This is a genomic window from Paenibacillus sp. 1001270B_150601_E10 (assembly GCF_015558675.1).
In the GTDB taxonomy this organism is placed as follows: domain Bacteria; phylum Bacillota; class Bacilli; order Paenibacillales; family Paenibacillaceae; genus Paenibacillus_B.
In genome coordinates, this window is sequence record NZ_JADMOL010000007.1 from 124015 (window position 1) to 136977 (window position 12963).

A 12963-nucleotide genomic window follows, 5' to 3' on the forward strand; every position below is an offset into this window, starting at 1 on the left:
GAACAAGCAGCGCTTCCTTATCCGTCGTTCGTGCATAGGCCCATACCTGCGGATCGGCCTGATCCACACGCTCATAACGGCCTTCCGTCATAACACCAAGCTCATGGCGAAGCTTAATGAGCTTCTGATAGTAATAAAACACCGAATCCTTACGGCCAAGCGCCTCTTTTACGTGAATGTGCTTGTAATTCGGAGCAGCCTCGATCCAAGGCTCTCCCTCCGTAAAGCCGGCATGGGCAGAATCATCCCACTGCATGAGCGTTCGTGAATTATCGCGTGATTTCTGCTTGATGGCATCCATCAGCTCATCATGCGTACGCCCTTCTTCACGGTACAAACGGTACATATTGAGCGTCTCGACATCTCGATACTGGTCCAGCTGGTCAAAATGAGGGTTCGTCATGCCAATCTCCTCACCCTGATAAATGTAAGGCGTCCCTTGCAGCATATGCAGCGACGTTGCCAGCATCTTCGCAGATCGCTCGCGATATTCGCCATCATCGCCAAAGCGGGACACGATGCGCGGCTGATCATGGTTGCACCAGAACAGTGCATTCCAGCCCCCTCCTGCATGCATGCCAACCTGCCAGTCTGACATGATTCTCTTCAGCTGTTCAAAATCAAAGTCTGCCTTGACCCACTTCTCGCCATTCGGATAATCCACCTTCAAGTGATGGAAGCTAAACGTCATCGACAGCTCCTGACGATCCCGATTCGAGTATTTCACACAGTGATCGATGGAGGTAGAGGACATCTCTCCTACCGTCAGCAGGTCAGTGCCCTGGAACACCTCGCGGCTCATCTCCTGAAGCATATCGTGAATGCGCGGTCCGTCTGTATAATATTTGCGGCCATCGCCATAGCTTCCGTCTTCCCGCAGCTCATCCGGGAAGCGTTGATCCTTAGAGATGAGGTTAATGACATCCAAGCGGAAGCCGCTGACTCCTTTTTCTACCCAATAGCGCATCATCTTATAAATCTCTTGGCGAAGCTCCTCGTTCTCCCAATTCAAGTCCGCCTGCGTCTTGTCAAAGAGATGCAAGTAGTACTGCCCCGAAGCTTCATCCTTCTCCCAGGCGGAGCCGCCGAATTTGGATTCCCAGTGATTCGGCTCGTCGCGCCATATATAATAGCCGCGATAAGGACTCTTTGGATCTTGGATTGCGGCTTGGAACCATTCGTGCTCGATTGAGCTGTGATTGACGACGATGTCGAGCATAATGCCAATGCCGCGAGCTGCCGCTTCAGCTACCAAATGCTCAAAGTCCTCCATCGTGCCATAGCTCTCATCAATGGCATAATAATCGCTCACATCATAGCCGTTATCATGCTGAGGCGACTTATAGATGGGTGTGATCCAGATATAATCCACCCCGAGCTGCTGCAAATAATCGAGCTTCATTGCAATGCCCTTCAAATCCCCCGTCGCACCGCTGCCGCTGTTTTTAAAGCTTTTCGGATAGATCTGATACACGACGGATCGTCTCCAATCCTTCTTTGCTGCTTGTTTCTCAGCAGCGGCTTTCTTCGATTGACTTGCAGGCTCCACATGATTTGGATCTTGATTTGTTTCTGTCTCTCTATTTAAAAACTCCAGTTGGTTGTGCATGCTTTCTTGCTTCATGGAAATCTCTCCTCTACGTGCTCCTGCCCAAATGTTGATCTCTTTGGCTTAGGCCTTGCTGTTCAAGCGCTTCGAGCGCGACATCAGTACGGTCAAGATAACTGGAACGACTACGGCAATCGCCATGCCGATGAAGAAGCTGATCATCGAATTCGGCATGATGGAGATAAAGGCTGGCAAACCGCCGATCCCAATAGCAGGCGCCAGTACGTGATTCAAAGTGATAAAGATCGCCGCTGTCGCAGATCCAATAAGCGCAGCGTAGAACGGAAATTTGTTCGCTAGGTTTACGCCGAACAAGGCTGGCTCTGTGATGCCAAAGTAAGCGGATACCGCAGATGTGGAAGCCATGCTCTTATCATTTTGCTTCTTCGCTACCCAGAACATCGCAAGTGCCGCACTGCCTTGTGCAATGTTGGATAGTGCGATCATCGGCCAGATAAACGTGCCGCCGTTCTGTGCAATCAACTGCAGGTCAATCGCAATAAACATGTGATGCATGCCTGTGATGACAAGCGGCGCATACAATGCACCGAACAATAGCGCACCGACAACTGGTGCGAAGTCAAAGACATATACGATGCCGTCAGCAAGCAAGTTACCGATATGACGGGTAACAGGACCAATCACGGCAAGCGCCAAGAATCCCGTCACGACGATGGATGTGATTGGAATAACCAGCAATTGAATCGCGCTTGGCACTCTCTTTTTCAACCAAAGCTCCACCTTGCTTAATACATAGGCCGCAACGAGAATAGGGAGGATTTGTCCCTGATAGCCCACTTTTTCAATCGAAAATACACCAAAAATATCAAAGTACGGAATCTTTGCGCCATCGATTCCTGCTGCTGCTTGACCATAGTTCCATGCGTTCAAAAGATCAGGATGAACAAGCAATAGTCCGAGTACGATACCGAGAATCTCACTACCGCCAAATCGCTTCGTTGCAGACCAGCCAACAAGTGCTGGCAAGAAGACAAAGGCGGTGTTCGCCATCATATTGATTAAATCCCACAAGCCCCCAAGATTCGGGTAGACCTCGAGCAAATTCTTGCCTTCGAAGAATAAATCTTTTGCGCCGATCAGGTTGTTAATTCCCATCAGAAGACCTGCCGTCACAATCGCTGGCAGGATCGGCATGAAGACGTCAGAGAAAATTTTGACGAGCTTCTGCATCGGATTCAGCTTCGTCGAGCCCGTTTCCTTCACATCCGCTATAGTAGCAGACTGCATCTTCGTCTGTCTGATCATCTCGGCGTAGACACGCTCTACATCAACGGGACCGATGACGATCTGGTACACACCAGCGTTCATGAATGCGCCTTTGACAAGCTCAACGCCCTGCAGCTTCTCCTGCTCAATCTTCGACTCATCCTTGATGGCAAGCCGCAAGCGGGTTACACAGTGCGCTGCCTGCTCGATGTTGTCCTTGCCGCCTATATACTCGATAATCTGTCGAGCCGTTTCTGAATAGTTTTTACTCATGGTTGTCATCTCCTTACTCCGAGTTTATACGATGAAAGCGATCGATTTAACTTTTAATAAAAGGGGTGGTACCGCTTACAAAAACAATATAACTTATATATATGAGTTTGTAAACACTTATGTATATAAGTTGTCAAAAATAGATTCGACTGTTCACTAGATCATTTTTGCTGCAGCGATCGTGCTTAATACCTTTGGTATGGCCTTTGACAGTCGAAAGTAACATTCCCGCCTCGCCTCCAGCATCATTAGGATCGCCATTTTATGAATTTCATGATCATGTTTGAATAAGTAGAAGCGGCAGCTAAATGGTTTAATTATCCATATGGATCTCTTGGTGTTAACATTAACCACATGAGCGGAGAGAGAAACACATGGTATACCATTTTTCAGAAACCAGAAAAGGCTCGATCGGCAATATCCTTGTATCTAATAACTTATGGATACCCTCAATCGCCTAAAAGAAAAAGGCATGGAACCAGATATCCATGCCTTTTTCTTGCTTTGTCCGTTTATTTTACTTTTGGTGTAACTTCTATCTTTTTGTCCCTATCCATAATCAGCGCGCTGTGGGCCTTGATCGTCGCTCCTTCATAAGCAAAGTCATGATCGGAGAAATTGGCAATGACCTTGAGATCGCTGCCGAAGGTTGTCGCTTGTACAAGCCGATCCTCAGAGAGCACCTTGAAGTCTGTCATCGGTCTCTGTACAGCCTTCTCATGGAAGGGTGACCAAGCCTTGACTTGGGACGTAATAAGCTCCCGCTGCTTCTCCCACTCCTTGCTGTCCAGATGGTAAAGCGGCGGCACATTATACAAAAATTCAACCAGCATCCGATTCGCTACTTCATTCTGAATCTTCAAGCTGCCCCACTCCCAATGATGCGTCGTGATCACCGAATCATTGTATACAAGCTTAAACAGCGGCAGAGAGTATGCAGGATCTACATAGATATGCTGATACAGTTCCTTGATTGGGACCTGCTTGCTGTAACGGTCAGGCACAGATCCATCCGGAGACCAGTAGCCGCCTACATAATAAGAGCTCTCCTTGTTCTTCCGCATATCCGGATCAGACCACTTGATGACAGGAGTCTCGATGCCATGGGCAAAGGCTATGACAGGGCTCGCATAATCATTACCGCCTTCCGAGCCTACAACCATGTGCTTGTCCTTTGCTACATAGTCCAATCGCTCAAGCCGCGCCTTCATATCCTGTTCCTGCGAGGTTATATGCAAAGGGGTATAATCGTCATAGAATTCGCCGGTGGCATCACAATCAATGAACCACGTACGATAAGGGATGCCCTCCTTCAAAATATCATCAAAGCGCTGCTTCACGCTTGGCATGGCAAGCGTCGGATTGAGCTTTCTTCCCCGTCCAAGGAAGCCCTTTACCTTCTCGCCATTCTTCCCTGTGACCGTTGCTTTCTCATACAGCGATGCATCCTTGAAGGAAGCCGTATTCCAATCCCGATTCGGCACCTCGTGAATGGAATGATAGGAATCATAAGGCCCGATTAGATAGCCCAGCTGATCTGCTTTGTTCACCATATCTGGGTTCATTAGTCCATTCGCCCAGTTGGGAAGCCCGATCCAAGCCTGCTTAATCCCGGCCTCGTGCAGTTGATCCAGCACGTTAGACGAGTTCTTTTTCCCCCATTCATCTATTCCATCCACAGCATCCTTCAGCTCATCCTTCATTAGCTGCTTATTCAGCGCATACAGCTGCTGCTCGCTCAGATGGTCAATCCCTTGATCGAGATAGGCCTGAGCTTCCTTGCTCACCGATGTAAATACACTCGGATTGTAGAAAGACTCAAGCTTCAAGGCTTCGTTCAAGCCTCGCACAATGACTCGCTTCTGATAATTATCGACATCGTCCTGACCCTGAACCTGCTTGATGACCGTCTGCCATTCGGTCGAACCATCCTCAGTGTGCGCCTTTAACTGCTCGGTAACCCAAGCAATTAGCTTCGCGTTAAGCATCGGCCTTAGCTGATTCCAATGGATGTTCTCGTCCGTTATCGCCTTACTTTCCCAGAAGTAGATATGGGGGGCGCCGTACAGCTTTCGAATATTCGGATTATCCTTTGCCTTCTCCTGCAAGGTCTTGAATTCCCCTTGCTTCACCACATGATCCTTGTAGAGCGAAGCAACCTGCACCGGATCGGTATCGGTCACAAACAATCGGAAGCTGTACGATTTCTTCTTATTCGTTGAAGGAAATTCGTGCGTAAAGCCCATCTGGATGTTGTTCTTCGTATCAAATTGAACCGTGTTATTGAACATATTGTCCACCAGATACGTAATCGTATAGGCCTTCTTGTTGAGTGCAAAGAATCGCATCGAGAATGATTCGCTGAAGACCATGTCCTCATCCTCCAAAAAGGCTTTCCAGTTCGGATCGTCGCTTGGGATATACTTGCCTTCCCATAGCGGAAGCATATAGCTGTCCGCGCGAACGATCGGCCATTGAAACGACTTGGCTCCCGTCGAGGTAAGTTCCACGGCAAGGGATTTATCTTGCTTCTGGATGAATACCTCCATGTTCACTTTAGGATAAGTCCACGAGATATAATCTTCTCCGCGCTCTAGATTAGCTACCTTCATCTCTGGCAGCGGCTCCGACGCCCGTTCCTTTACCCCACCCTTCTCAATCGTCACTTCGAAGGTTGTTGGATTCACGTCAAAGGTAAAGTCCTGCGCCACATGGCTTGCTTCTCCGTTAACCGTGATTCGCTTCTCCTCGTCTCTTTGAGGCATCTTGTCCTCCCGACATGCGGTTAGCAGCGGCAGCACCAGCAGCATGCATAGCGATAGCAGCATGAATTTCTTCATCTTATCCCTCTATTCTCACATGATCTCGTATTCTTCATTGATCATAGAGGGTGTATGTTACAGCAGTTTGACGAAGTGGATTCTTTCGGCGCAGCCTACTGCATAATGAGGACAGGACAGCACTGAAACTGATCCATTTTTCGGTTTACGTGCCGAAACATTCGCTTGCGATTCTTCTGTACTCTTTGATCTCCAACAATGATAAACTCATAGCGATTCTGTTGAAGCAGTTCCTCCACTTTAGAGGAGGGACGGCCTTCGATGTAAATAATCGTATATTCAACCCTCTCGCGTTCCGCCTCACGCTGGAACTGCTTCAGTAGTTCCTCGCTCTCTTGTCGAACCAAGAGGAGATGATCCACAAGACACTGATCAACCGGTACATAACCTGCAAAGGATAGAGATGTGATCATCGTGAATCCAAATGATAAAGCTGGAAGATCTCTGTTCTCCATAAAAAGAATATCAATGGCTGCCTGCTTCCTTTTCGCTACACATAGAGCTGTCTCCAATGCTTGTTTACTCAGCGCTGTTCCGTCGATGACAACCAATATTTTTTGTGACATCGCTACTCAACCTTTCCATGTTTGTTTTTGTAATGGGTTGAATAACAAAGCATGGCGGTCCTATCGCAGCCTGTGCATCGCTAATCCATTTCAGCCGCTTCACCGTTATCTTATTGAAGGCTTCGAAAAAATCGTTTGCGTTTCTTCATCGTCTTCCCTCGCTTTCAACTTGGCGTGGACTCGTATCTCAATCAACCAAATGGCAAGTCTTAGCGACATCGTTGCCATGGGCATGAGGTTGTACTGGTTCAGCATACCGTCCATTCTTTCCCGCGCTATCCATTCATTAATTTTTAATTATTGATAATGATTATCAATATCATCATATATGACATTCTCTTTTTCATCAATCCTGATTTTGTTAACAAAAAAAGAACCGCAATGCAGACTATCCTGCAGCGGTCCTCTTTATTGTGAAATTTAAAATTGTTTGTTGACCTCGACTGACCCGCTTACTCCTGATTCCACATTTCCATGCCTGTATCATCATGCGTGTAGTCATGAGTAATGGATGCCTCCAAAATATCGTTCAGCGCCCAATGCCTGCTGATATCCGTATAGGCGTTGCGATATTGCTCCAGCTTGCTCTCATCCATTCTTCGATCCAGCATTCGGTTAATCATCTTGACGCTTTCCGCTCGCGTAATCGCCTTGCTTGGCTTGAACGTGCCGTCTGGATAGCCGTCAATCCAGCCATTCGACGTATTGGAAGCAATATAGGCGCTTGCCCAGTGGCTCGCTGGAACGTCAGTAAATCCCTTCGATGAAGCGGTATTGAGTTCAAAGAAGCGAGCCGTGATCGCGGCAAGCTCTGCCCTCGTCAGCGTTTGATTTGGCTTGAAGCTGCCATCATCATAGCCCTTCAGAATGCCCATCGACGCCAGCTTATTGATCGCGTCAGTATACCACACGCCGCTCTTAACATCTGAGAATAGCGACATGCTTCCACCTTGGTGCTGATCCGTGAGCAGTCGATAGAAGATCATGGCCGCTTCAGCGCGAGTGAGATGGCCATTTGGCTGGAATGAGCCATTTGGATAGCCTTTCACATACACGATATGATGCTCCGTCTCAAGCTGCGGCTCCTCTAACTTGTTATCACTCTCTGGGTACGGCCACGGATAGTATCCTCCACCGCCTCCACCATTATTGCCGCCCTCGGTCGTAGCAGCTATCCATTTCGCGTACAGCGTCATAGGTGTGGCAACGATGTCTTTTTCAAAATCCCACTTTTGCTTAAATGTACCGCCATCTGTGTACCAGCCAGCAAAGGTGTAGCCCGACTTGACTGGATCAGTCGGCATCGTGACTTTGCCGCCTTCAATAACCTGCTGAGATGAGATGCTGCCTCCGCCATCTGTGTCAAAGGCAACTGTATAGACAGGCTTCGCTGCTTCCGTCCACTTCGCATAAAGCGTCATATTACTTGATACTGTATCCACTGCAAAGTCCCATTTTTGATTAAAGGTGCCGTTATCCACATACCAGCCATCAAACAAATAGCCTTCCTTTGTAGGCCTTTCTGGTTCCGTCATCTTGGTGCCTTCCGTTACAGTCTGGGAGGCAATTGCTCCTGCGCCGTTAGTATCGAATTGAACCTCATATTCCATAGAAGCAGGACCCTCGAAGTCTGCTGTCATAAAAATGGTATGCGTACTGGTATCCTGCAGGTTGATCGCTTCTCCCGGAATAGGCGCTGTACGAATAGCAATCAAAGACTGGGCCGTGCCTGAGCCATTGATGACTCGCACACCATTATCCGATGCTTCAAGCTGGATAAGGCTCTCAACTCCATGAGCAGCCTCCCCGGGAGTTTCAACGCGCCAATCATAATTTTTTACATGTGCTATGTTCATCCCGCTTGCATAGGGCATGCTTGACTCAGCGGTAAGCTTCTTGCTTACAGGAACAACATATTGCTCCACTAATGAACCACCATGGCTAATCCATATTTCTCCGAGCGCGTATAGGGCCGGGAGTTCTACCGTATCTGGGGCACCGTATACGCCTCCATGTCCGTTCTCCTCTCCGACCAATCGAACCGCAAGCGAGGCATGATCTATTGCAATATCCTTAACATACATCGGAACCTCACTCGCGCTAACCTCGACCTTTGCGTCCATTTCTATGAAGACACCGCTCCACATGGAGTGAACCCCGTTACTGTCAAAATCGTCATTCTGGACTTTGAATGTTCCTCCCGATATGCTAATGGAGCCGGTTGGCAAGTTTTGTGTCCCATAATTGTATACCCCCACATTATAAAGGGGAGTGAGCATCGTAACCGTTACATCACTATTGATAAAATGATGCACAGGGGTCGGATTGCGATCATCCAGCCAGTACAGTATCCCGTATTTCTCTGCTTGAATCGTGATCCGACTGTCTTCAACCTGCGTGCTGCCGCGAACTTCCAGGCCCCAATTTTTCGAAAGGATATCCAAGGTGCTTTCGTTCTCCATGAGCAGGTTGCCGTTTGCTTTCATGCCATCTTTTTTAGATACAATCTTCAGATTGGCATGATCGAGATAAAGCGTTTCATTCGGGACATCAATTCCATCTCCAATATCTAGACCTTCACGTCCACCTTCCAGTGTGACATCACTATTCACAAAAGAAACGGTATCTGCCGCTTCAAGACCTGCACCATTGACTTCCGTCTTGGCTGTCAGCGTGCTGTTCTCGACCCGCAGCTTGCCGTAAACCACCAATCCGCTGTAGTGATAATCATCGATCACTTCAACGATTGGCGTGCTTGATGTCGTTTCTACAATCGTTTGATCTGAGAATAGGACATCTCCGCTGCTTCGAATGCCTCCAGCACCGCCATGGCTCGTGATGCAGGAATTCACAGCTCGAATCTTGCCATATATTCCGGTCCCAGTCTTGCCTTCTCCCGTCACAGTACTATTCGTAAGCGCGAATACTCCAGGGTTAGCCAGCGTCGAGCTCGTTACACCCACAACATAGACGCCATGGCTCATGCCTTGGCCTACAATCGTTGCATTCGTTGCCTTAAGCTCGTAAGCGTAAATCCCTGCATACACATTTTTCGGAATCTCGACCGAAATGCCATGTAAGGTCGATTCGTTTACCTCCAAATATCCTGAAACGTTGATACCGTGGCCCTTTGCAGAAGTTCCATTTACCTCCGTGCTGGCACCCTCCACGATCATTTTTTTTCCGACGTAAATGCCGCTCCCTTTGCTTCCCGTTCCTTGAACAAAAGCTCCATCCTTTACATCATGCAGCTGCGAATAGATGCCATAAATGCCCGTTCCTTGCAGTTGCCCGCTATTTACCATAATAGCATCAGCATTTACACCAGAGCCTCCACTCTCGCTCTCCTTGCTGATTCCAGTTACATTTCCTCCGTTAATCAATAACGTGGACTGCAGCTTTATGCCGGAAGCAGAAGCCGTCACGTTAAGCGCAGCACCGTTAACTGTTAAGCTGTTAGCGGCTAATCCAATCCGTTCGGTTGTGCTTATCGTTAGATTGGCTCCATTCATTAGCGTGATCGCTGCACTGCCCTTGATGGGTCCAATGGTTGCCGCACCATCTGTTGATAGCTTGACACTGCCGGAAGCATTAATGATGGTTGCTTCATTGAAGAAATGTGTTTCGATAAGTCCATTGGCACTGGTAACCGTATAGCTTGAATCTGCTTCCTTTAAATGCAATATCTGCCCATCTTGCAGGCTAATGCTGGCTGAAGGTGCGAACGAAGCCCTTGTCACTTGCATAGATGGATCTTGCAAAGTCCAATAGCGGATGCCATTCTCTTGGCATTCTGCCAACACCCATGGCGGTGGTACGATCAGACCATTCACAGGAAGGGTACTCCACACCGGAAGCTCATTGGCATTGATTGCAGATACAAGCGTCCAATAAGGAATGCCCTGCTCGTCCGTTCGCTTCATCAAGCTCCAAAGTTCGGGGATCAACGCCTCATCCAGCGGGGTAGACCACTTCGGGGGAGCCGCAGCATCAAAGGCAAACCATGCCGTTGGCGCCTCTGGATAGGTTGCCGCAGACTGCTCGATCTCTAGACCCGCTGCTTCTTCCTTGGCCACTGTCTCCTCAACGCTTGGCAAGGCAGTTTCTGTATCACTGCCATCAATGTTTTCATGTTTTGAAGGTGCTGATTCTGCAGCACCTTCTACTGTCTCCTGTTCGGCTTCTATCGGCGGTTCCATTTGCCATCCAGGCAAAGCTTCTTCGTTCCCAGCTTGCAAATCTTGCACATCCTGCGAGACTTCCGACTCTAAAACAGCGTCAGACTGCTCCAACGCCATCACACTCACAACAGAGTTGGACATTAGCAAAGCCGTGATCGCGATACAGCTCATTATTTTTTTGTACTCAAGCCTCATATCTAATATCCTTTCTACGTCAATTGAATTCGTGCAGCGATGAAACAGCCGCGAATGTAACATCATTTTATTTACGAATCATTTTACTCCTGCTTTTAATCCTGACATCTCCCCATGTTAAGCCGTACACAGCTCTAAATAGTAGATTTGCGAAACGAGCGCTGCCAGCTCGCTATCGCTTAGCTTTGGAATATATTTTTTTATAAAAGCATGATCGTAGTGCTCCAGAATCTGCTCCGCAAGCTCCTTGTCGAGCCCTAAGGTCCACTGCTGCTTGCCTCCAGCATCTTTCACTTCCACCAGCTTCCATGGATACGGAATGATTGTTCCCTTCGGCGGCTGAGCATTCCATACAGGAAGCTCATTAGGGTCAACACAGGATTCCAGCGTCCAGTAGGCTTGGCCATCTGCACGGATTTGCTGAACGGTGGCCCACAGCTCCGGAACACAAATAGGATTCAACCTCTTAGACCACTTCGGAGGAGCCGAAGCTGAAAAGGCAAGCGGTGCAGACGGGGTATAGAATGCTCCTGGTTGAGAGGCACTCTCGATGTCCTTCTCCAATCTGGTGCCCTCTATAGACAATTGAGATTCTATCGGTGCTTCATGATTCGAATAAGCATCTGCATGACCATCAGGAAAGCTCAACAGCATGATAGCAGCTATAAAGCTGGTTGCGAGCATCTGCGCTGGCTTCTTCATTATCTTCACTCCCTACTCCGATACTTGACTTGTTAGGTATGATATCAAACATAAAAAACATGCCGTATATGATTATTTGTTCATATTTTCACAATTGTTATAAAGGAGAAACAAATCCTGCTTCTCCATGCGAACCATGTGCTAGAATGGTAAGACTTTGCCTGCTGGAACACTTTCCAACATCGCTCTTTTTTTGACTATCGACCAATATCTGCGATTCGAATGCCTTCAAGCTTCATGATCAACTCTTTCTGAAGGGAGGTAAAGATCTTGCGCACATCACAGGTTGCCGTTGCATTCAAGCTGCAAAAGCAATCCTCTTCCAAGCAGCGGTTGATTCGAATAGGACCTTCCATCACTTCGACAATCTGATATAAGGTAACGTCCTTAGCTTCAGGATGCATGCGATAGCCTCCATCACAGCCTTGCACGGATTCAACGAAATCTGCCTCTCTAAGTCGCTTGATGACCTTCATAAAATATTGATACGTGATGCCAAGCTCCTGCGACAGATTCTTCGCTGTCGACAATTGATGCTGGTGATGATACAAGTAGCGCATGATGCGAACGGCATAGTCTGTCGTAATTTGAAATTGCATAATATCCCCTTTATACCTGATTATAGAAGTATAGTTTGACACGCATTTTCAGCCCATTGTACACCGTGTAGGTCCTATACGCTGTGATGTTGTAGCTTGCTTCTCAGTCTCACAGCCCTGCATATCCAACGCTTCTTCTATAATGTTGAAATGAAGCTTTTATTGTCCCTATCTCATGGGATAGGCATACTATACAAAAGCCTCATTTATGGTCGAACTTGGAGTGAGAGCTGCAAGAATACTTCCAACCCATCACGTATTGGGGATGATTGGTCATAGGATCGGCGACTCATATACATGCGCATACCGTCAATATTTCCTGATGCTCCCATGCAATCTGTACACATTCGACATTGGCGCGGCATTCGCCCCTCCTAACTTCTATACTCTGTTATCCATAACTCTATATATCAGTTGTACTCTTTCGAACAGGGGAATAACAGCGCAACATTATACCTATTCGCTAACTAGATAAGGAAATAAAGAATCTCTTAATCCCTTTGAACGACATCCTCTATGGAAGTTTACTGACAATTCGCTTCTTCCCGCCTATAATAGGGTGTATCCCGTGTTTTCCACAGCGTTATACCTATTCGAGATCAGGAGGCTATCAAGATGTCTTCGATTCGATCCTATATGCTCGTGCTCACTGCTGTGCTTTTCATCATGGTGCTGCTTGTATCTTCGGATCATTCAGCATTGCCTTCAGCCCAATTAACAGCAGGTAAGGTAGACTCTCCTTACCGAGAGCACCTAACGATTTCACTTGCC

The 12963-nt window shown here is 47.7% G+C and carries 7 protein-coding genes; all 7 read right to left on the minus strand.

Annotation, left to right across the window (positions count from 1 at the left end):
- Nucleotides 1-1624, minus strand: a 1624-nt coding sequence (gene treC, locus I2H74_RS16710) for an alpha,alpha-phosphotrehalase (RefSeq protein WP_229106761.1), incomplete at its 3' end; no start/stop codon positions are given.
- Nucleotides 1625-1672: 48 nt separating this feature from the next.
- The gene (gene treP / locus I2H74_RS16715; RefSeq protein ID WP_195575370.1) at nt 1673-3109 is read right to left on the minus strand and encodes a PTS system trehalose-specific EIIBC component; all 1437 of its coding nucleotides are present in this window, start codon (nt 3107-3109) and stop codon (nt 1673-1675) included.
- A gap of 512 nt (nt 3110-3621) precedes the next feature.
- Nucleotides 3622-5949 (minus strand): glycoside hydrolase, encoded by a 2328-nt coding sequence (locus I2H74_RS16720; RefSeq protein WP_195575371.1) that lies wholly within the window; start codon nt 5947-5949, stop codon nt 3622-3624.
- Between the two features lie 95 nt (nt 5950-6044).
- Nucleotides 6045-6515, minus strand: coding sequence for a universal stress protein (locus I2H74_RS16725; protein ID WP_195575372.1), 471 nt, complete (start codon nt 6513-6515; stop codon nt 6045-6047).
- Between the two features lie 452 nt (nt 6516-6967).
- Complete coding sequence (locus I2H74_RS16730; protein WP_229106762.1) at nt 6968-10891, minus strand: InlB B-repeat-containing protein; 3924 nt, start codon at nt 10889-10891, stop codon at nt 6968-6970.
- 117 nt (nt 10892-11008) lie between these two features.
- Nucleotides 11009-11593, minus strand: coding sequence for a hypothetical protein (locus I2H74_RS16735; RefSeq protein ID WP_195575374.1), 585 nt, complete (start codon nt 11591-11593; stop codon nt 11009-11011).
- A 197-nt stretch (nt 11594-11790) separates the two neighbouring features.
- Entirely contained in the window at nt 11791-12192 is a 402-nt protein-coding gene (locus I2H74_RS16740) for an RrF2 family transcriptional regulator (protein ID WP_195575375.1), read from the minus strand.
- Nucleotides 12193-12963 lie beyond the last annotated feature (771 nt).

Excerpts from the sequence above, each read along its gene's own strand:
- treP (WP_195575370.1), bottom strand. The coding sequence starts at position 3,109 with ATGAGTAAAAACTATTCAGAAACGGCTCGACAGATTATCGAGTATATA.
- I2H74_RS16720 (WP_195575371.1), bottom strand. The coding sequence starts at position 5,949 with ATGAAGAAATTCATGCTGCTATCGCTATGCATGCTGCTGGTGCTGCCG.
- I2H74_RS16725 (WP_195575372.1), bottom strand. The coding sequence starts at position 6,515 with ATGTCACAAAAAATATTGGTTGTCATCGACGGAACAGCGCTGAGTAAA.
- I2H74_RS16730 (WP_229106762.1), bottom strand. The coding sequence starts at position 10,891 with ATGAGGCTTGAGTACAAAAAAATAATGAGCTGTATCGCGATCACGGCT.
- I2H74_RS16735 (WP_195575374.1), bottom strand. The coding sequence starts at position 11,593 with ATGAAGAAGCCAGCGCAGATGCTCGCAACCAGCTTTATAGCTGCTATC.
- I2H74_RS16740 (WP_195575375.1), bottom strand. The coding sequence starts at position 12,192 with ATGCAATTTCAAATTACGACAGACTATGCCGTTCGCATCATGCGCTAC.